The sequence below is a fragment of the Kurthia huakuii LAM0618 genome, from assembly GCF_000505545.1.
GTDB classification, from domain to species: Bacteria; Bacillota; Bacilli; order Bacillales_A; family Planococcaceae; genus Kurthia; species Kurthia huakuii.
Window position 1 is genome coordinate 395,364 of record NZ_AYTB01000007.1, and the last position, 21,359, is coordinate 416,722.

Sequence of the window (21,359 nt, forward strand, 5' to 3'; positions counted from 1 at the left end):
GGGTGTAAAAAAAATAATATGATTCATCTTCGGGGCAGGGTGTAATTCCCGACCGGCGGTAAATAAACGATGTTGTTTAAAGCCCGCGAGCCGTAAAACGCTGATTCAGTGAGACTCTGGAGCCGACAGTATAGTCTGGATGGGAGAAGGTGAAGGTACAGCACTTAATCGAGTTTTTTCGCTATTAAGTCGCTTATTTGACGATGCCTTATTCTCCCTTATGTTGCGACTTGCACATAAGGGTTTTCTTTTATAACGGCAATGACAAGTAACGAAGCTGATCCTTTCCTTTTTGTGAAGTGAATCGCACAAAAGGAGTGCTTTGACACATGAAAAACACGAAATTACAAAAGATGACAGCTGTTGGGATGCTGTCAGCAATCGCAGCATTACTAATGTTGTTCCAATTCCCACTACCACCGTTTCCTGCATTTTTGCAAATTGACTTTAGTGACGTGCCCGCATTACTTGCAACCGTGACATTAGGTCCAGTCGCAGGCATTGGCGTTGCATTTTTCAAAAACGTCATCAACTGGTTTATGCAAGGAAGTCCAACAGGTGTGCCAGTCGGACATATTGCGAACTTTGTAACAACGTTATTATTCATTATGCCAGTGTACTTTATCCAACGCCGTATAAAATCGAAAAAAGGATTAACATTCGGTTTGGTCGCTGGTACGCTGACAATGGCAATCGGAATGAGCTTACTTAATTACTTCGTCTTTATGCCAATGTATAACTATTTCTTAAATATCCCTGTTGAAACAGGTGCGTTACTCGTAAAATCAATCGCTATCGGGATTTTACCGTTTAACATTTTAAAAGGAGCTATCCTAACAGCTGTTGTTATCGTGCTCTTTAAAGTATTGCACGTTTGGATTGAAAAACAGCAACGTGTCCATTTAGGAAAATAAGTAAAAACGAGAGCCGTCATACGTACGGCTCTCGTTTTTTATATCATGGAGGTTGGATATGCTAACAGTTATACGTTATCTACTGCTTGCCACACTCATTGCGATTATTGTTGTCGATGTCATCGTGACCGAGCCGATTCTTAGCGATACAATTGAATGGCTTGTCATCATTGTGTTAGTGTTTTTAACGGTTCAATTGTGGCTGCGACGCTACCGGATTATCGCGCTCGTTTTTATGAGCTTGGCGACACTTATTTTTTTACTAATCGTACGTTAAAAGAGTCTGGGACATATGTGTAACAACACCCTCTCAGATGAGCATAAGAAAAACCGGAATCGCGCTGTGTCGCGGTTCCGGTTTTTTGTTGCGAACGCTAAAAAAGGAAAATGACATGTTTTGTCCCAGCTTCTTTTGTTAAGATGCGACTTTTGTTTCAAGTAAACGAATTTTAACTAAACGTTCGCGTACAATCGCACCAACCCAACCGGCGATAACGGCTTTTAGTAACCCAACGATAATAAATGGAGCAGTGCCCGATAAGACGGCTTTCATCCATGTTAAATCGGCGAGTACTTTCAACCATGCGGTACCGAATGCGAGCGTAATAAACATCCCTAAAATATTGGCGATAATGGCTTGTGTTTTTGAATACCCAAACGTTTCGAAATACAATCCCATACCAATTGCTTGTACGAGGAAGCCAGCAATATAGCCACCTGTTGGGCCTAAAATAATGCCGATACCACCTGTCATGCCGCTGAAAACAGGTAACCCGATTGCGCCTAGTAATATGTATAATAATACTGATAATGTTCCGTAACGTAAGCCAAGCACAGTCACCGCTAACCCGACAGCTAATGTTTGGCCGGTAATCGGAATCAATGGTAATGGAATCGTGATTTGCGCGAAAATCGCAATAATTGCGGCGAATAGCGCAGAGACAATCCACATTTTTAATTTGTTATGTTGCATAAACGACACCCCTTCGTTCTAATTGTTTTTATCATAGCGAAAGTAGGGTTTTAAGTCAACTTATTTTTATTTTAGTTTACCTATTAAAAACACTTCCGGTGAAGGAAGTGTTTTACATTACGATTGTTGTTCTTTATTAAAGTAATCGAAAATAAATTGCTGGAACGCTTGAGCAGCTGGTGATAAATAGCGTCCTTCAGACCAAGCCATACCGATTACGCGCTCTGCGGTCATGCCGGTAATATGAAGTTTTGAAATGCCTTTTTGATTGATTTCAAGACCGTCTGGCAAAATGGATACGCCTAGTCCGGCGATGACAAAGCCGGCAACGGTCGATACTTCATCGCCTTCAAATGTAATGGTCGGCTCGAAGTTAGCTTGTTCAAATAGTGCATCGGCTTGTAAGCGCAGTGCATAACCGGGCTTCATTAAAATGAACGCTTCATCGGCTAATTCATGAATTGCAATGCTCGTGCGTTTAGATAATGGATGCTCGCTTGGGACGATTGCAAAGAGTTCATCGCGCCACAATTCCGTCCAAAGAATAGGTTTAGGCACGTCCATTTTAGCCATCAAGCATAAATCTAAATCACCTGATAACAAATGCTTTAATTGTAAATGTGTGTAGTTTTGTTTTAATGAAAAGTGAATGTCTGGATGGTTCTTTCTAAAGAGACGAATTAAGTCTGGTACGATATTTGTACCAAGCGTGTGTAAAAAGCCAAGTGAAATTTCGCCATGATTCGGATCAACAAGTTGCTGTAATTCCTTTAGCCCTAATTGATATTCATTCAAAATGCGCTCGACGCGACGCTCAAATAACTCACCGTAGCGATTCAAATGAATGGAGCGACCTTGTCGTTCAAACAGTGGGACGCCAAGCTCATCCTCTAATCTCGCAATCGAGCGGCTAAGCGCTGGCTGAGAAATCGATAATTTTTCAGCGGCCTTCGTCATATGCTGAATTTTTGCGAGCATTTGAAAATACTCAAGTTGTTGCCATTCCACAAAATTACCTCCATATGAAGCTTGTTGTTACTATCATGATATGGAAACTACTACGAGAAATCAAGCTTTCATGAATGTCACCGTACGTGCTACCGAATCGTATAGTACCCATTCTCTATTATCGACAACAGAACCGACATTAATACCGTATTTCTTCTTTTTTAAGACGATTGGTGTACCAAACGTTATTTTTTTCGCACGTTGTTTCCGGTAAAGCATCGAATCATGGCTATGACCGAAAAAAACGAGTGTATCAGCGGCTGAATGTGTCGCAATCGGTTGCCAAGCGCGCGTCCAGTCAAACTGATGACCGTGAATTAGGCGCGCACCATCAATGTGCATTTCTTGTGGTAAATGATTGTAACGTGTTAAACCGGTGGCGCGCATAATCCGTTCCTCTTGATTGCCGCGAATAGATGGGAACGTGAGAAGTTGTTCAAAGGCCGGTGGATTGAGCTGTGCTTCGGCAAGCGTGAGCGGGGCGCTTAATTTAGCGACTTTCTTTTTGCCGATTGTACATTCAAATAAATCGCCCATGCCTATAATCATTGGCGTTTCTTCCATTGAATAGATTTGTTTGAAAACAGCTTCTAAGTCATCGATGTTAGAATGAATATCGCCGATTAGGGCATATTTCATGCGAAAGGACCTCTTTTCTAAAAATCGTTAATTAAATTGTACCATAACGGCTATGTTCTAACGGAATTTTGAGGGTTTAATTATGCTATGATAAACGGTAGATAGGAGTTGTGAACGATGAAGAAACGAGTGTTCCTGCTGACGGCAACGCTATTAACAGCACCATTATATTCGGTGCAAGCCGAGGCGAAAACGTCAACAGAACTAGCGGTAGATAAAAAAGCAATCGATGCAGAGCTCAAAACGCTCGAGCAAGACATGATAAATATGAACAAGCAATTTGATACATATGTGGCGACGTATGAAGCGCTACAACAGGAAATGATTGATTTAGAGGCAGATATCGCTGTGACGAATGATGAATTGCGCGAGCGCCGACAAATTATCGCCAATCGTATGACGGCGTACCAAGCGCAAGATTCGACGTTTAGTCCATATGTCGAGGCATTTGTTGGAGCTGATAGCTTTACGGATTTAGTGACGCGCACATTGTCGGTGAAAAAAATTATTGATGCGGACGAAGCGATGCGTACGCATCAACATGAGCAGGCATCGACGCTAAAAAAACAACATGCGACATTACTTGAAAAAGAAGCGGCGCATGAGCAACAATTTCAAATGATGCAACAGCAATATGAAGATATGACCGTCAAACGTGCCGAAAACAAAGCGCAGTCTTTAGCGTTAAAAGAAAAAATTGCCACGAAAAAAGAAAAAGAGCAATTAGCACGTGAACGGAAAAAGGCAGCAGCACAAGCGGAAAAATTGAAAAAAATGCAACAGCAGCAAGTAGAAGCGGTTAAAAAAGCGCAACAACAAGCACAACAAGCGCAACAACAAGCGGCTGCTAAGGAGCGGGCACAGGCAGCAGCGCAAGCAGCACAACAACAAGCACAGCAGCAGGCGCAGCAAACGCCAACACCAGCGCCGCAAAAAACGTCAACGACCGATGCGACTAGTAACGCTGACGAGGCAAGTGTTTCGACGACCGGTGGCAATGCTGGGAATGTCAATTTTGGCGCTAAAACAACCGATGCAGACCAACAGACACCAACTGTTGACGGCAGTACGACAGCAAAAGGCATTATTGCCGAGGCGAGTAAATATTTAGGCACAAGCTATGTGTGGGGTGGTAGCACACCATCGACGGGGTTTGATTGCTCTGGTTTAACGAGTTGGGCCTTTAAACAAAATAATGTCTCGATTCCGCGAACGGCGGCACAGCAATATGCTGCCTCAACAAAAATTAGTGCGAGTGAAGCGAAAGCGGGCGACTTAGTATTTTTTAGTTACGGTAAAGGGGTCGCGCATGTCGGGATTTATTTAGGGGACGGTCGCATGTTAAACGCGCAAAATCGCGGTGTGACAATTGATAAACTAGCAGGACATTGGAGTAAATATATCGTTGGTTACGGTCGGTTTGCCGGCGTTAATTAATGCCTGTACGGAGTGAGCTTAGCGGCTTGCTCTTTTTTTAATATTGCATGCGCGTAGTGACTAGCGTACGATGAAGGAAGGATTTTAGTAAGGAGGAATAATGTGCGAGGATTTAATCCACTTATTTGGATTGTATTATCCAATTTATTAATTGTCTTTTTAGGCATTGGCTTAATTGTGCCGGTCATGCCGACATTAATGAATGAAATGAATTTGAGTGGCGCGACGATGGGGTATTTGATGTCGGCGTTCTCAATTACACAATTAATTTTTTCACCGCTTGCCGGGCGTTGGATTGACCGTTATGGCCGTAAAAAATTAATTGTTATGGGCATGATTATTTTTGGCTTTTCAGAGTTATTATTTGCGTTGGGGACACATGTTGGCGTACTGTATGCGGCGCGCTTTATTGGTGGCATTAGTGCGGCATTTATTATGCCAGCAGTGACTGCTTATGTGGCCGATATTACGACGATTGAGCAACGTTCAAAAGCAATGGGGCTCGTGTCGGCCGTTATTAATACCGGTTTTATTTTAGGGCCTGGTATCGGTGGCTTTTTAGCACAAATTGATACGCGTATGCCATTTTATGTGGCGGCGATTCTTGGTTTTGTCGGTGCGATTAGTTCATTCTTTATTTTAAAAGAAAGCAATTATACTGCGAACGACAAATCAGAAAATGCGACAACACCATGGAAGAAGCTCGCATTGCCAAAATTTGCGATTCCATTTGTCATTATTTTTATTTCGTCATTTGGCCTCGCGACATACGAAACGGTCTATGGGCTATTTTTAGATCATCAACTAAATTATTCAGCGGGCGACATCGCGATGTTGCTGACGGTGAGTGGTATCGTTGGTGCTGTATTCCAGCTGTTTTTATTTGATGGCTTAACACGTAAAATGGGTGAAATCAATTTGATTCGTGTGAGCATGTTGATTGCAGCTATTTTTATGATTTTCATGATTAAATCCAATTCATATGCGATTATTTTCTTCGTAACGATTGTCGTATTTTTAACATTTGATTTGATTCGTCCCGCATTGACGACCTATTTATCGAAAGTTGCGGGCAATGAACAAGGTTTTGTTGGCGGCATGAACTCGATGTTTACGAGCGTCGGTAATATTGTCGGCCCAGCGATTGCAGGTTTATTATTTGATATCGAAGTACATTTACCATACTATTTTGCGATGGTTGTACTAGGTGCTAGTTTCCTGATTACACTAGCTTGGAAAAAACCGAAAGAATTATAAGGAAGTTCACAATAGGGCAGCGCGCTTTAGCGGTGCCTTTTTGTTTGCGTCTTTTTTTAAATACCCTATTTTTAGAAAAATATTCCTTTTTAGAAAAAGTTTAAAACAATATATAACGAAAATGATTTGTTTCTTTTAAAAATCATATATTTTCTGTAAATAAATATAGCGACAAAATAGAAGTTAGGTAATAAAAGGAATAATAGATAATTAAAGGTATAGAAGAAAAGTATTGCCTTTTACTATTATTTGCTTATAAAATAGTGAAAAATAGTTTTTAAAAACAACAGAAAGGAGAGAAAATCATCTTGAAGAAAGAATTATTGAACGTAATCGAGCTTGAAACGACTTTTTTTACAGATGACGGACCGGTGAAAGCAGTTGATGGCGTGTCGTTTTCACTCTATGAAGGTGAGATTTTAGGTGTCGTTGGTGAATCGGGATGCGGCAAAAGTGTGACGTCGTTGTCGATTATGGGACTTATTCCATCACCACCGGGTAAAATTACCGGCGGCGAAATTATGTATAAAGAACAAGACTTAACGACATTTTCTCAAAAAGCGATGCGGAAAATTCGCGGAAAAGATATTGCGATGATCTTCCAAGAACCGATGACTTCGCTGAATCCACTGTTTACAATTGGCAATCAATTAACGGAAGCGATTTCGATTCATCATAAAGATTGGCCAAAAAAGCAAATCCGCGCGCGTGCGATTGAGATGATGACATTAGTCGGCTTGCCGCGTGCAGAGGAATTATTTAAAGATTATCCACATCAATTGTCTGGTGGCATGCGTCAACGTGTCATGATTGCGATGGCACTCGTATGCGACCCGAATATTTTAATTGCTGATGAGCCAACAACAGCGCTTGATGTGACGATTCAAGCGCAAATTTTAGCGCTAATGAAAGATTTAAATCGCCGGTTGAATACGGCCGTTATGATGATTACGCATGACTTAGGTGTCGTCGCTGAAACGTGCGAGCGCGTCGTCGTGATGTATGGCGGTAAAATCGTTGAAGAAGGTTTAGTCGATGAAATTTTTAAAAGTCCGCAACATCCGTACACACAAGGACTTATTCAGTCGATTCCTGATATGCGTTATAAAAAGCAGCGACTTTATGCGATTCCTGGTAACGTACCAAAGCCGGGCTCTGTAGTGCAAGGTTGTCGTTTTGCGGCGCGTTGCGAATTTGCGTTTGAGCGCTGTACGATTGAAGAGCCTGAACTGTACGTTGTCTCACCGCAACATAAATCACGATGCTTTTTGAGTGAGGAGGGAATGCGCAATGAGCGAGCCGTTATTGAAAGTTGAAGGGTTGAAAAAATATTTCCCGATTCAAGCAGGTCTGATTACGCATACGGTTGGTCAAGTGAAAGCCGTTGATGATGTGTCATTTGACGTTTATGAAGGCGAAACACTCGGTATTGTTGGAGAGTCTGGTTGTGGAAAATCGACGACGGGCCGCATGTTGATGCGTTTATTAGAGCCAACAGCCGGGCGCATTACGTTTTCGGGGCGTGAAATTTCAGAATTATCAAATAAAGAGTTGCGCGCGGTGCGGCGTGATATTCAAATGGTGTTCCAAGATCCGTATGCGTCACTTAACCCGCGCCACACGATTGGCAAAATTTTAGAAGAGCCGCTCATCGTTCATGGTATTGGCAATGCAAAAGAGCGTAAAGCGCGCGTGTTATCGCTCCTAAATACGGTTGGTTTAAGTGACTTTCATGCGAAACGTTATCCACACCAATTTTCTGGTGGGCAACGTCAACGTGTCGGGATTGCGCGGGCGCTTATGACGAATCCGAAGCTCGTAATTGCCGATGAGCCTGTATCGGCACTTGATGTGTCGGTACAGGCACAAGTGCTAAATCTGATGCAAGATTTACAGCGCGACTTTAAGCTGACGTATATTTTTATCGCGCATGATTTAGGTGTCGTGCGCCATATTAGCAATCGTGTTGGCGTGATGTATTTAGGGCATATCGTTGAGCTTGCCGGTAGCGAAAGTCTTTACGAAGAGCCGCTACATCCATATACGCAAGCACTACTCGCCGCGGTGCCGATTCCAGATCCAGACTTTAAGCGCGAGGCGGAGCTGATTAAAGGCGATATCCCGAGTCCGTCCAATCCACCAAGCGGCTGCACATTCCATACGCGCTGCCCGTTTAAAATGGATATTTGTACACAGCAAGAACCCATATTTAAAGAAGTCAAACCAGGTCATTCTGTGGCGTGCCATCTTTATAATGACGCACATCACAATGATATAAAACAATCAAATTAGGGGGGATTTTTGTGAAGAAAAAAAGTTTATTGGTGTTTATGCTCGCGATGTTCGTCTCGATTATACTCGCAGCATGTGGCGGCTCTGATGACAAATCATCTGGCGATAACAAAGACAATAATAGCAGTGGCGACGGTGGCGGTACGTTAATCTTTGGTCGTGGCGGCGACTCGGTATCACTTGACCCGATTACGGTGACCGACGGCGAGTCATTTGCCGTAACACAAAATATTTTTGAAACATTAATTCGTTTTGGGGAGCAAGATACGACATTACAACCAGGTCTTGCGAAGGAATGGAAAGTATCTGATGACGGTTTAACGTATACGTTCACATTACAAGAAGGCGTCAAATTCCATGATGGTACGGATTTCAATGCCGATGCGGTCGTGAAAAACTTTGAGCGCTGGATGAATGGTAACGCCGAAAAATTCCCATACTATCAATCGATGTTTGGTGGCTTTAAAGGTGAAAAATCAGCGGTTATTAAAGACGTCAAAGCGGATGGTGCGTCAACGGTTATTATTACGTTAAATGACCCACAAGCACCGTTTTTAAAAAATTTAGCGATGAGCCCATTTGGTATCGCATCACCAACAGCATTTGAAAAAGAAGGCGACAAATTTGGTGATAATCCGGTTGGTACGGGACCATTTAAATTTGTATCGTGGAAGCGTAATGACAGTGTGACAGTTGAAAAAAATGCGGATTACTGGAAAGAAGGCCTTCCAAAAATGGATCAAGTAGTCTTTAAATCAATTCCAGATAACTCGGCGCGTTTGAATGCGTTAAAAACAGGTGAAATCGATTTAGCAACAGGCATTAGCCCGTCAGATTCAGCGAGCATTGAAGCGGATAAAAACCTACAGTTAATCGAACGTCCATCGTTAAATGTTGGGTACTTAGGTATGACCGTAACGCGTAAACCATTTGATGATAAGCGCGTGCGTCAAGCGGTGAACTATGCTATCGACAAAGAAGCGCTTGTAAATGCCTTTTATGAAGGCAAAGCGGATATTGCTTCAAATCCAATGCCACCAGCAGTATCAGGCTTTAACGAAGAAATTTCAGCATACCCATATGATCCAGAAAAAGCGAAAAAATTATTAAAAGAAGCAGGCTATGATGGCAAGGAAATCGAGTTATGGGCGATGCCTGTACCACGTCCATACATGCCAGACGGTCAAAAAATTGCCGAAGCGATTCAAAAGAATTTAGAAGATGTTGGTATGAAATCGAAAATTGTCACATATGAATGGGCAACGTACCTTGAAAAAGCGGCTAAAGGGGAAGCGGATGCGTTCTTATTAGGCTGGACCGGTGATAACGGCGATGCTGATAACTTCCTGTACACATTATTAGATGAATCAAATATTGGTAGTAACAACTACACGTATTTCAAAAACTCAGAAACACATAAATTGTTATTAGAGGCGCAAAAGGAAACAGATGAAGAGAAGCGTAATGAGCTATACAAAAAAGCGCAAGAAATCTTCCATGATGAAGCGCCGTGGGTACCACTTGCTTACTCAACACCACTGTTAGCAGGCAAGAGCACAATCAAAAATTTCCACCCACATCCAACGGGTTCAGATATTTTTGACACAATTGAAGTGAACTAATAATAAGGGGGTGTCGTACAGTGCCGGCCTTTACGTTTGAGTCGATGCCTGCCATCAACCAGTGTAAATGCATCACGTAAGGCATCCTCTTTTACATGAGAGGTGACAGCCAATGTTGAACTATATAGGTAGACGTTTATTACAACTCATTCCGGTATTGCTTGGGATGACGTTTATTGTCTTTCTAATTATTCGAGCGATTCCAGGAGACCCGGCGCAAGTGATTTTAGGTCAACAAGCGACCGAAGCAGCCGTGCAGGCGCTGCGCGAAAGTTTAGGATTAGACAACCCATGGTATGTGCAATATGTGCATTATTTGGGCGATTTACTGCGCGGTGATTTAGGGACGTCGATGCGAACGCGCGAAGCGATTTCATCAGAGATTTGGCCGTATTTGGCGGCGACGATTGAGTTGGCGTTTTGTGCGATGGTGCTGGCGATTATTATTGGCGTCAATGCGGGCATTATTTCGGCGTGGTTCCAAAATTCATGGTTTGATTATACGGCGATGGTGCTCGCGCTAATTGGTGTATCGATGCCAATTTTTTGGCTTGGTCTAATGTTTCAATGGGGCTTCTCAATTCAGCTTGATTGGCTGCCAACCTCAGGGCGTGAAGATGCACGAAATCCGGTTGAACCGATTACGCATTTATATTTAATTGATACGCTCGTACAGGGGCGCTTCGATCAATTTGTCGAGGTGTTAAAACATTTAATATTGCCGGCACTCGCATTAGCGACGATTCCGATGGCCATTATTGCGCGTATGACGCGTTCGAGTATGCTTGAAGTAATGCGCTCGGATTATATTCGTACGGCGCGTGCGAAAGGTCAAAAAACCTTTTTAGTCGTTTACAAACATGCGCTAAAAAATGCGATTATTCCGGTGTTAACGGTAATTGGTCTACAAACAGGTTTGTTGCTTGGTGGCGCGATTTTAACGGAAACTATCTTTAGTTGGCCGGGTGTTGGTCGCTATATTTACGATGCGATTGGTTTCCGAGATTATCCGGTAATTCAAGCAGGTATTTTAATTATTGCGTTTTTATTTATTTTAATTAATTTAATTGTCGATATTTTATATAGCTTCGTGGACAAGCGGATTAAATATAACTAGGGGGGATTTCGATGGCTACAGAACAAACGCTTACGGAAGTGAAAACGAATGAAGCAGGGCCGTGGCGTGATGCCTGGCGTAGCTTTAAGAAAAGTAAAATATCCCTCATAGGTGCCGGGATTGTACTGCTATTCATTATATTGGCCATTTTGGCACCGCTTATTGCGCCACAAGGCATTAATGAACAAAATTTAACGGAGCGTTTGCAGCCGCCATCTGCCGATCATTGGTTTGGCACCGATGATTTTGGGCGCGATATTTTTTCACGCGTGTTGTACGGAGCACGTATTTCGTTATGGGTCGGCTTTTTCTCGGTTATTGGCTCGATTGTCGTCGGTAGTTTACTCGGCATTTTAGCCGGATATTATGGGCGTTGGGTCGATACGATTATTTCGCGCATTTTTGATATTATGTTGGCGTTTCCGAGTATTTTACTGGCGATTTCAATTGTTGCGGTACTAGGGCCATCACTACAAAATGCATTGATTGCGATTGCGATTGTTAACATTCCAAACTTCGGTCGACTCATTCGTTCGAAAGTTTTAAGCATTAAGCAAGAGGAATATATTACATCGGCAAAAGCAATCGGTATGAAAGATACCCGGATTTTATTTCGCCATATTTTGCCGAATTCAATGGCCCCTGTTATCGTGCAAGGAACGCTCGCGATTGCGACGGCGATTATTGAAGCGGCGGCGCTGGGCTTCCTCGGTCTTGGCGCACAAGCTCCGACACCGGAGTGGGGGAAAATGCTAGCCGATGCGCGCGTCTATTTAGTGAATGCCCCGTGGACGATGATTTTCCCAGGGATTGCGATTATGTTAACGGTATTAGGCTTTAACTTAATGGGTGACGGGCTGCTCGATGCGTTGGATCCGAAAATGAAAAATTAAAAATAAAGAGAGGCTGAGACAAAACATTTTATATTTCTTTTTTAGCGTTCGCAACGAAAAACCGGAATCGCGTCACCGCGCAATTCCGGTTTTTCTTATGCTCATCTGAGATGGTATTTTTACACGTATGTCCAAGCCACGTTGTACGCTTAATTAAATACCTAAAATATTGTAACCGGCGTCTACGTGAATGACTTCACCTGTAACACCTGTTGATAAACCACTTAGCATCACAACCGACATATTCGCTACTTCTTGCGCTGTAATATTACGACGTAGTGGCGCTGATTCCTCGATTTTGTTTAAAATTTTATTAAATGATGGCACGCCTTTTGCTGCTAATGTTTTAATAGCACCAGCTGAAATCGCATTGACGCGGATATTGTCTTGACCGATATCACCTGCAAGGTAGCGGACATTTGCTTCTAATGCGGCTTTTGCGACACCCATAACGTTGTAACCGTCTAATACGCGCTCAGCACCTAAGTAGCTCATTGTAATAATCGAGCCGCCTTCTGTCATATAAGGGCGTACGAGGTTGGCCGCTTTAATTAATGAGTATGCGCTCGTATCTTGTGCGAATGCATAACCTTCGCGCGACGTTTCAACGAAGCGATTTTTTAAATCTTCTGCATGTGCAAATGCTACAGAATGCACTAAGCCGTAGATTGTGCCGTATGTTTCGCCGATGCCGGTAAATGCTTCGGTCATGCTGTCGTCGCTATTAACGTCACATTGCACGACAGAATAACGGCTGTCATCATAATCTGCTAAAAGTTTTGTTAATTTCGCAAGAGAACGTTCTTTACGGTATGTGAAAATAATATGTGCTTCGGCATCAAATAACGCTTTTGAAATATGCCAGGCGATGCTGCGATCATTGGCAACACCCATAACGATTACGTTTTTATCTTTTAATTGTAAAATGTCCATAATGGCCTCCTGTATGTAACTTACTGTTAGTACCTGATACTAATATAACATAAAAAAAAACGCCCTACAACCAATTTGTAGGGCATAAAAATTATTCGTATTTTAACGCGTCGCCGTCGAACGTTTCGTCAGCTACTTTAATAGAATCTGTTGGGCAGCCTTCAAAAGCGTCCTCCATATCTTCCATTAGGTCTTCTGGAACTTCAACAGTACCTGTGTTATCATCAAGAATAACAAATGCGATACCTTCGTCATCATAATCATAGATATCTGGTGCTGCAGCGCCACAAGCGCCACAAGCGATGCATGTATCTTTATCGACGATTGTAAATTTAGCCATCTCTCAATCTCTCCTTCTTTGCTTCGTCCTCTATTCACTACACTATTCTAAGTCGCTTTTTCATACATTTCAACCTAAATTACTAGAACAGGGAGGAAATATACATGTTTGCCACTAAATTAATCGTGTCTATTTTTGCCCGCTATAACAATCAGCGTGGACCGTCAGCCGTTTATCACCTGTTTAAAGGCAAGAAATCGGGCCAGACGATTCAAGATGTCGGGCTTTTTCAATTATATCCTTTTTTCAGTATAACACCAAAACTGACGAAGGCTCAATACGATACGTATATTGAAAAACTTTTTGCTGAACAATTCATCCTTTTGACCGATGAAAATGTTGTCGTCACCGAAAAAGGACATCAATTAATAGAAGATTTCCGTCCTGAAGGTTTCGATGGGTGGCATTATCGCGGTCGTGAACATGCTTTTTTCAAGCGACTAGCACTCGTTGTTCAGACGTTATCCAATGCACCGCAGACGATGCGCTTTTTACCAATTGAACAAGATGGTGCGACGCAACGCTTCGTTAAACAATATTTGCGTCATTATGATTTTCAACAACCTGCCTTTCAGCAGCAATTTACGACACAATTACGCACGTTGCTAGAGCGTTTACAATTAGACGAGCGTTCAAAACAAATACTCGTCTATCGCCTAAGTGGCTACGAGCAAAGCGGTTATACATGGCATCAGCTCGAACAACTTTTAAAAGAAGATGTATTGAGCTTACAGTTGCGCTATATTAGTTGCCTACATAGTCTCATTAATGAAGCGCAACATTATCCGCTTATCGCCGATTTAACGCAACATATTCGCATCGACCAATTGTTAACACAATCGACACAAAAAACAGCAACGCTTTTTTATAAAGGGTATTCGTTGGAACAAATTGCACAGTTTAGACAGTTGAAAATAAGTACAATTGAAGACCATTTAGCCGAAATGGCGATGAATGACGCACAGTTTCCACTCACACAATTCGTCTCAATCGATGATACGGCAGCGATTCGCACGCAAGCGCAAACACTTCAAACGACCAAGCTACGCGCCATTAAAGAGCAGTTGCCGCATGTGAGTTATTTTCAAATTCGGTTAGTGTTAGCGGCAAAGGGGGAATAGACGATGGAACTACAACAAATTTTGCATGAACGTTTTGGTTATACGGCGTTTCGTGAAGGGCAACAAGACATTATCGAAGCGGTATTGGCAGGGCGTGATACCGTCGCGTTGTTACCGACAGGCATGGGGAAATCATTATGTTATCAGCTACCCGGTTATGTTGTGGAAGGAACCATTGTAGTCATTTCACCGTTATTATCGTTGATGCAAGACCAAGTGGAACAATTAAAGCAATTTGGCGAAAAACGTGTTGCAGCACTAAACTCTTTTTTATCGCCTGACGATAAACAGTTTGTCTGGCAGCATTTCGAAGATTATCGTTTTTTATTTTTATCCCCGGAAATGCTCGCGAGCCAAGCGGTTAAAGGGCGTTTACAGCAAATGAAGCTCGGGTTAATCGTCGTTGATGAGGCGCATTGTATTTCGCAATGGGGCTACGATTTTCGGCCAGATTACTTACAAATTGCCGACGCTCTCCCAGCAGCACGTCCGCCGATTTTAGCGCTTAGTGCGACTGCAACGGCGCGCATTATAAGCGATATTGAACATTATTTAGCGATGAAGCAGCCTGCGACATTTATTCATTCTGTAGATCGTCCAAATTTACATTACGAGGCGCTTGAAATCGAGCCGTTCGAGAAAGCGGCAGCGATTATCAAACAGGTGACAACATTTGAAGGTCCCGGTATTATTTATACACAGTCGCGAAAAAAAACGATGGAGTATGCGTCGATGTTACAGCAAGCGGGGGTTCGTGCGACATTTTATCATGGCGGAATGGAGCAACAAGATCGCATGCTCGTCCAACGCCAGTTTATGCATGGTGAACTGGATTGGATTTGTGCGACAAATGCGTTTGGTATGGGCATTCATAAAAATAATATTCGTCAAATTATTCATGACCATTTGCCACAAACCGTTTCCAGTTATATGCAGGAAGTAGGGCGTGCTGGGCGCGACGGGTTACCAGCGCTCGTAACATTATATTATGACGCACGTGATGCCGCGCGCACAGTAGAAGTCGCGACGCTTGATTTACCAACAGATGTTCATATTTCTCGTTATATGGCCTATGCGGATGCCGGGAAAACACGTGCGCAATTAGTGGCGAATGGTGAAATGACGGATACTGCTTTTCGCGTGTTAGATTATTGGATGCGTCAATTGGCACCGTCAGAAGTGTCACAAAAAATTCAGGAGCTAGCAGCTGATAAGCAACAACAAGTGAGTGCCGTAGCAAAAATCGTGACATCAACGTGTATTCGTGCGCAATTATTAGCGTATTTTGATGAACAATTGCTAGAAAAGCCGCAAAATTGCTGTTCGGCATGTGGTATCGAACGTCATGCTATTTTAGCACCATATACAGATAAAAATAATTCAAAAGACTTACTAAATTGGCAACAACGACTCAATCAATTATTACCATTTAATTGAAGTCGTCAGCGAATACTTTTCAAAGTACAGAAGCCATACTATAATATGATATGGCTATGAAAAAGGGGGATCATCATGTCTCAAAACAACTATCGAGATAAAGTTGAGGCACATCGTCAATCAATTGAAGTTGGTGGTAGTGCACAAACAAATCCCGGACGCGCTTCACGTAGAGCAGCTCGAAATGAACAAGAAAAAAAGCATAACAATAAATTGGTTACAATTTTAGGAAGTATTTTTGTTCTTGTGCCGGTTCTGATTCTCGTGTATTTTAGTGTCTTTGCAAATTCCGGTGATAACACGACGACACAAAATTTAGCAAATAGCGACGTCAATGTACAATCAAGTAATGGCAATTCATCTAATTCCGGTGCAGTTGCGAGTGACGATGATAACGACAAGCAAACGAAGGCTCAACAAATAGAAGAAGAAAAAGCAAAAAAAGCCGCGGAAGCGCAAGAAAAAGCAGAGAAGAAAAAAGCTGCTGAAGAAAAGGCAGCGAAAGAGAAAGCGGCGAAGGAAAAAGCGGCGAAGGAAAAAGCTGAAAAAGAAGCCGCGGCGAAAGCGGCAGCACAAAAAGCCGCACAAGAAAAAGCGGCAAAAGAAGCCGCAGCGAAAGCAGCAGCACAAAAGGCCGCACAAGAAAAAGCGACAAAAGAAGCCGCAGCGAAAGCGGCAGCACAAAAAGAAGCACAAGAAAAAGCGGCGAAAGAAGCCGCAGCAGCAGGTGCCGCACCAAACACGACGTCATCTGCATACCGTCAATCAATCCAAAATGGTTATTTACACAATGCCTCAGCAGGGGATACGGTTCAAAGCATTTCAATCCGCTACTACGGCTCAGCCGCAAAAGCAGCACAAATTCGCCAGTTAAACGGTTTATCATCCGATAAAGTGAAAGCCGGCGTTAAAATTGCGTTACCAATGCAATAAGTAGTTGAGGTTCAGGCGATTGCCTGAACCTTTTTTTAATAAGCGCGACAAGTGACAAATTTTAAATATATAGTAAAATAGATTCGGGAACGAATATAACAAAAAAGGGATGACTGACATGCGTCAAGAAGATGCGATTATCGTTGGCGGTGGCCCATGTGGTCTAGCGGCAGCAATCGCTTTACAACAGATTGGGTTAAATCCAATCGTTATAGAAAAAGGCAATATCGTCAATGCGATTTATAATTATCCAACACACCAAACATTTTTCTCTTCAAGCGAAAAGTTAGCGATTGGTGATGTACCATTTATTATTGAAGGGCAAAAGCCGAAGCGTAATCAAGCGCTCGTTTACTATCGTGAAGTCGTCAAACGTAAAGACATTCAAATTCATCGTTTTGAACACGTAGAGCATGTTGAAAAACAACAGCAAAACTTTATCGTTAAAACGTCAAAAGACACGTATGAAACGCCGTACGTGATTATCGCGACGGGGTATTATGACCATCCAAACTATATGGGCATTGACGGTGAAAATTTACCGAAAGTGATGCATTATTTCAAAGAAGGCCATCCGTACTTTGACACCGATGTACTCGTGATTGGTGGTAAAAACTCGGCTATCGATGCAGGGCTAGCACTGCATAAAGCTGGCGCGCGCGTGACCGTAGCTTATCGTGGTAGCGACTATTCACCAAGTATTAAACCATGGGTACTGCCAGACTTTGCGGCATTAGCGCGCAATGATGAAATTCGCATGCTCTTTAATACGAGCGTTGAAAAAATCGATGATACGACCGTGACATTAACAGTCGCTGGTGAAAAGCAAGTTATCGACAATGACTTCGTATTTGCGATGACCGGCTATCATCCGGATCATTCATTTATCCGCGATATGGGTGTTACAGTTGATACAGAAACAGGGCGTCCAACATTTAATGAAGAAACGATGGAAACAAATGTAGAAGGCTTATTTATTGCCGGTGTTATTGCGGCAGGAAACAATGCCAATGAAATTTTTATTGAGAATGGCCGCTTCCATGGCGGTCAAATTGCACGTTGTATCGATGAAAAACGTCGATAATCATTTAAGCGCTACTTTGCTAAGTAGCGCTTTTTTTACTGCGTTTATGTATGCAATATATCACGACGACGTAAAATTTGTCACAACGAAATTTGTCACGTATTTAAATGTGGTTTATAATATGCAATATATAGAATTCGGGAGAGGTGACACGATGCCAATACCAAAGGACTTTATGAAACCGGCACGTTTATCTGCAAAAGAACGTGCATTTTTACAATTGCAAGAGTGGATTATTGATGGTACGTTGCAACCGTTAGAAAAATTAAATGACGCGGAACTGGCGACAGCATTAGGCGTAAGTCGTACACCAGTGCGCGAAGCGTTACAATTATTAAATGCGCAAGGGTTTGTTGAAATGCATCCGGGTGTCGCAACACAAGTGACAGCCGTTAATAATGCCGATGTTGAAAAGATTTTACCGGTACTTGCGGCGCTGCAAGCACTTGCGGCAGAAGAAGTATCACGAAAAGGCGTAACACCTGCCTTTATTCAACAGTTACGTGCTAAAAATGCCGAGTTTGCATTAGCGATTGAAAGCCAAAACTTTTATTTAGCATTAAAACTAGACGATGAACTGCATACGCTCATCATTCAAGAAGCAGACAATGAATATATCGCAAATCCTGTATCGGATTTTCAAGCACATGTGCGACGTTTGTTCTTCCACAACTCGATTATTTTAACGGCGCAATCCGTCGTAGAGCATGATAAGTTGATCGAGGCACTTGAAACGCATGATGCAAAAACGGCACATACGATTACGAAACAAAACTGGGTGCGCGCATCTGAAGAGTATGCGGCGCGTACAAAATAAGCTGCAATAAAGAAAAGCCGGAATCGATTGATTCCGGCTTTTCTTTATTCGAAGAAACGTGACATTTCAAGTGGTTGCTGATGTTGATTTAAGCCAATTAATAGACGCAAACGCGCTTTTGGACCGTTTAAACCGGTCGTAAATAATACGCCGATATTTTCGAGTTGTTTACCGCCACCTTCATAGCCATAAACCCCTTGTGCAATCCCATTAAAACAGCGCGATACAAGTACGACAGGGAGGCGTTGTTGCATCATTTTTTCAATGCTTGGTACGAGTGCAGGCGGTACATTCCCTTGACCAAGCCCTTCAAGTACGAGGCCATCATAACCTGCTTCGACAACGGCATCGACTAAATCACCGTCCATGCCGGCATATACTTTTAACATCGCCACGCGTTTTGTGAGATTTTGCACGTCAACAAACTCGCGAATAATCGGCGCATGGTGGAAATGAATCATCGTTTTCGTCACTAAACCAATCGGACCATATTGCGGCGATTGGAATGTAGATACCGATGATGTCGATGTTTTTGTCACATTGACAGCTTGATGGATTTCGTCGTTCATAACAACGAGCACACCTTTACCGCGCGCATCTTCATCACTCGCTACACGAATGGCGGCGACGAGATTGTATAAACCATCTGCCCCAAGTTCATTTGATGAGCGCATTGCACCTGTTAGCACAATCGGCGCCTCCAATTTTGTCGTTAAATCTAAAAAGTACGCAGTTTCTTCAAGCGTATCGGTACCATGTGTAATCACAACGCCATCAAAGGCTTCATGCGCTAGTTCGTCGGCAATAATATTACGCAACTTCAACATATGTTCTGGAGTCATATGTGGCGATGGTAAATTAAACGCTTCAATTTCAGTAATGGCGGCTAAGCGCTCAAGCTTGGCATGTTCCTTTGTTAACGGATTGACGGTGTCAGGCACTACTGCCCCTGTATCCTCACTAACGTGCATTGAAATCGTACCGCCAGTATGAATAAGTAAAATTTTCTTTGTCATGCTATACCTCCATATATTATATAATAGAATAATAGAAAAAAACGGAGAAGGGAGACTGCGATGCTTATCCTCTTATCCGTCGCCATTGCACCGGGGCTTGCACTATTAAGCTTTTTTTACTTGCGCAACCAAATGGCGACAGAACCGCGTAATTTGCTTCATGCCTTTATTTACGGTGCCGCTTTAACATTTCCTATTTTATTTATTCAATATGTTTTGCAAGAAGAACATATTTTTACAAATCCTATTATACAAGAAGTTTTGTTCACAGGGATGATTGAAGAATTTTTTAAATGGTTTTTATTGATGTTAATTATTTATAACCACGTTGAGTTTGATGATCCGTACGATGGCATCTTGTATGGTGTATCGCTGTCGCTCGGCTTTGCGACGGTCGAAAATATTTTATACTTGTTATCGTATGGTGTAGATACCGCGATGATGCGTGCATTGCTGCCGGTATCGAGTCATGCATTGTTTGGCGTCGTCATGGGCTTTTATTTAGGTAAGGCGAAGTTTTCAAAATTAAAAACTGAGAAGACGTGGTTGTTGTGGTCACTCGCTGCGCCAATCGTGTTGCACGTATTTTACAATGCGCTGTTGTTATTGCCAGGGAAATTAGATTATATCGTGATTCCATTTATGATTTTCCTGTGGTGGTTCGCGTTACGGAAAGTAAAACGAGCACACGAGCATTTAGTATCAATATTAATGGAAAAGTCCTACAAAAAATCAAAAAAAGGTTAAAAATAACTATTTCTCTATAGCTTACAGTCAATAAATTATGTATACTAAAGGCATTATCGTACGAACAGCAAAATGTACAACGAGGAGCAGATGTACTCATGGATTTTAAAGTCGGAACCAATTTTATATTAGAAGCGATCAACGAAGAAACGCCCGAGCGTTATAATTGTCGTGTAGTCGATATAGCGGACGGGGAAATCTTCATTGATTATCCGATTCATAGCGTGACGAAACGCACGATGTATTTAAATGTTGGAGAAGTATTTCGCGTCATGTTTGTTGATGACAAGAAAGTGGCACATGCGTTTCGCACCGTCATTTTAGGGCGTGAAAAAGCGAATATTCCAATGCTACGACTCGCTGCACCAACAGACGAGGATGTTGAAAAAATTCAGCGCCGTGAATATGTGCGCGTGGAAACAGCAATCGATGTAGCGATGCGCTATGACAATCAATTTTATCAGTTTGTGACGGCCGACGTGAGTGCAGGCGGCATTGCTATCTATTTAAATCGCGCGCTGCCATTACAAGCCAATGATGAGGTGGAACTGACACTTGTGTTGCCATTTGCGAAAGAAGAAGATGGCACACACTATGTGCACGTGACTGGGAAAATTATTCGCATTATCGAAAAGGATGAACAAAAAATCGTCCCGATTCAATTTGTCGATACCGACGACATTGACCGCAAATTGATTACGCGTTTTTGCTTTGAACGCCAACTCATTAATTACCGGAAAGAAATGTCCTATTAATGCCTAGAGTGAGCCTATGTGCTC

General features: G+C 42.5%; 22 protein-coding genes and 1 riboswitch. Of the genes, 16 read left to right on the top strand and 6 right to left on the bottom strand.

Annotation, left to right across the window (positions count from 1 at the left end; translation table 11 throughout):
* Positions 1-21 precede the first annotated feature (21 nt).
* Positions 22-155, top strand: a riboswitch (FMN riboswitch).
* 174 nt (positions 156-329) lie between these two features.
* Positions 330-914: an ECF transporter S component gene (locus tag V514_RS0103725; protein ID WP_029498400.1), complete on the top strand. Its 585-nt coding sequence runs from the start codon at positions 330-332 to the stop codon at positions 912-914.
* Between the two features lie 58 nt (positions 915-972).
* A complete protein-coding gene (locus V514_RS0103730) occupies positions 973-1,191 on the top strand; it encodes a hypothetical protein (protein ID WP_029498401.1) in 219 nt (72 codons plus the stop codon).
* A gap of 138 nt (positions 1,192-1,329) precedes the next feature.
* Here V514_RS0103730 and V514_RS0103735 read toward each other — a convergent pair whose 3' ends face one another.
* From V514_RS0103735 to V514_RS0103745, 3 genes are all read right to left on the bottom strand, one after another.
* Complete coding sequence (locus V514_RS0103735; RefSeq protein WP_029498402.1) at positions 1,330-1,887, bottom strand: biotin transporter BioY; 558 nt, start codon at positions 1,885-1,887, stop codon at positions 1,330-1,332.
* 117 nt (positions 1,888-2,004) lie between these two features.
* The gene (locus V514_RS0103740; RefSeq protein WP_029498403.1) at positions 2,005-2,895 is read right to left on the bottom strand and encodes a LysR family transcriptional regulator; all 891 of its coding nucleotides are present in this window, start codon (positions 2,893-2,895) and stop codon (positions 2,005-2,007) included.
* 60 nt (positions 2,896-2,955) lie between these two features.
* Positions 2,956-3,534 (bottom strand): metallophosphoesterase family protein, encoded by a 579-nt coding sequence (locus V514_RS0103745; RefSeq protein WP_029498405.1) that lies wholly within the window; start codon positions 3,532-3,534, stop codon positions 2,956-2,958.
* Between the two features lie 117 nt (positions 3,535-3,651).
* On the opposite strand from V514_RS0103745, the gene V514_RS0103750 reads away from it, so the two are divergent.
* The 7 genes from V514_RS0103750 to nikC all read left to right on the top strand — a co-directional run bounded on the left by V514_RS0103750 (position 3,652) and on the right by nikC (position 12,152).
* The gene (locus V514_RS0103750) at positions 3,652-4,971 is read left to right on the top strand and encodes a C40 family peptidase (RefSeq protein ID WP_029498406.1); all 1,320 of its coding nucleotides are present in this window, start codon (positions 3,652-3,654) and stop codon (positions 4,969-4,971) included.
* Between the two features lie 102 nt (positions 4,972-5,073).
* The gene (locus V514_RS0103755) at positions 5,074-6,228 is read left to right on the top strand and encodes an MFS transporter (RefSeq protein WP_029498407.1); all 1,155 of its coding nucleotides are present in this window, start codon (positions 5,074-5,076) and stop codon (positions 6,226-6,228) included.
* Positions 6,229-6,536: 308 nt separating this feature from the next.
* Positions 6,537-7,544, top strand: coding sequence for an ABC transporter ATP-binding protein (locus tag V514_RS0103760; RefSeq protein WP_029498408.1), 1,008 nt, complete (start codon positions 6,537-6,539; stop codon positions 7,542-7,544).
* Positions 7,519-8,520: an ABC transporter ATP-binding protein gene (locus V514_RS0103765; RefSeq protein WP_029498409.1), complete on the top strand. Its 1,002-nt coding sequence runs from the start codon at positions 7,519-7,521 to the stop codon at positions 8,518-8,520. The genes V514_RS0103760 and V514_RS0103765 overlap by 26 nt, the downstream gene beginning before the upstream one ends.
* Positions 8,521-8,531: 11 nt before the next feature.
* A complete protein-coding gene (locus V514_RS0103770) occupies positions 8,532-10,142 on the top strand; it encodes an ABC transporter substrate-binding protein (protein ID WP_029498410.1) in 1,611 nt (536 codons plus the stop codon).
* A 112-nt stretch (positions 10,143-10,254) separates the two neighbouring features.
* Entirely contained in the window at positions 10,255-11,259 is a 1,005-nt protein-coding gene (locus V514_RS0103775) for an ABC transporter permease (RefSeq protein ID WP_029498412.1), read from the top strand.
* An 11-nt stretch (positions 11,260-11,270) separates the two neighbouring features.
* Positions 11,271-12,152 (top strand): nickel transporter permease, encoded by an 882-nt coding sequence (gene nikC, locus V514_RS0103780; RefSeq protein ID WP_051392423.1) that lies wholly within the window; start codon positions 11,271-11,273, stop codon positions 12,150-12,152.
* A gap of 153 nt (positions 12,153-12,305) precedes the next feature.
* Here the strand turns inward: nikC and V514_RS0103785 are convergent, their stop codons facing one another.
* Both V514_RS0103785 and V514_RS0103790 read right to left on the bottom strand, forming a co-directional pair.
* Complete coding sequence (locus tag V514_RS0103785; protein ID WP_029498414.1) at positions 12,306-13,088, bottom strand: enoyl-ACP reductase FabI; 783 nt, start codon at positions 13,086-13,088, stop codon at positions 12,306-12,308.
* 88 nt (positions 13,089-13,176) lie between these two features.
* On the bottom strand, positions 13,177-13,425 hold the full coding sequence (locus V514_RS0103790) for a ferredoxin (RefSeq protein ID WP_029498415.1): 249 nt from the start codon (positions 13,423-13,425) through the stop codon (positions 13,177-13,179).
* 104 nt (positions 13,426-13,529) lie between these two features.
* Between V514_RS0103790 and V514_RS0103795 the strand changes: the two genes are divergently transcribed.
* The 5 genes from V514_RS0103795 to V514_RS0103815 all read left to right on the top strand — a co-directional run bounded on the left by V514_RS0103795 (position 13,530) and on the right by V514_RS0103815 (position 18,817).
* A complete protein-coding gene (locus V514_RS0103795; RefSeq protein ID WP_029498416.1) occupies positions 13,530-14,546 on the top strand; it encodes a helix-turn-helix domain-containing protein in 1,017 nt (338 codons plus the stop codon).
* A 3-nt stretch (positions 14,547-14,549) separates the two neighbouring features.
* A complete protein-coding gene (locus V514_RS0103800; RefSeq protein ID WP_029498417.1) occupies positions 14,550-15,983 on the top strand; it encodes a RecQ family ATP-dependent DNA helicase in 1,434 nt (477 codons plus the stop codon).
* Positions 15,984-16,058: 75 nt separating this feature from the next.
* Complete coding sequence (locus V514_RS19610) at positions 16,059-16,916, top strand: LysM peptidoglycan-binding domain-containing protein (RefSeq protein WP_029498418.1); 858 nt, start codon at positions 16,059-16,061, stop codon at positions 16,914-16,916.
* 118 nt (positions 16,917-17,034) lie between these two features.
* Positions 17,035-18,000 (top strand): YpdA family putative bacillithiol disulfide reductase, encoded by a 966-nt coding sequence (locus tag V514_RS0103810; RefSeq protein WP_029498420.1) that lies wholly within the window; start codon positions 17,035-17,037, stop codon positions 17,998-18,000.
* A 154-nt stretch (positions 18,001-18,154) separates the two neighbouring features.
* Positions 18,155-18,817: a GntR family transcriptional regulator gene (locus V514_RS0103815; RefSeq protein WP_029498421.1), complete on the top strand. Its 663-nt coding sequence runs from the start codon at positions 18,155-18,157 to the stop codon at positions 18,815-18,817.
* A gap of 44 nt (positions 18,818-18,861) precedes the next feature.
* Here V514_RS0103815 and V514_RS0103820 read toward each other — a convergent pair whose 3' ends face one another.
* Positions 18,862-19,833 (bottom strand): asparaginase, encoded by a 972-nt coding sequence (locus V514_RS0103820; protein WP_029498422.1) that lies wholly within the window; start codon positions 19,831-19,833, stop codon positions 18,862-18,864.
* Between the two features lie 60 nt (positions 19,834-19,893).
* Here V514_RS0103820 and prsW point away from each other — a divergent pair, with 60 nt between their 5' ends.
* Positions 19,894-20,580, top strand: a complete 687-nt coding sequence (gene prsW / locus V514_RS0103825; RefSeq protein ID WP_029498423.1) for a glutamic-type intramembrane protease PrsW — start codon at positions 19,894-19,896, stop codon at positions 20,578-20,580.
* Between the two features lie 98 nt (positions 20,581-20,678).
* Entirely contained in the window at positions 20,679-21,335 is a 657-nt protein-coding gene (locus V514_RS0103830; protein WP_029498424.1) for a flagellar brake protein, read from the top strand.
* The last annotated feature ends 24 nt before the right edge of the window (positions 21,336-21,359 follow it).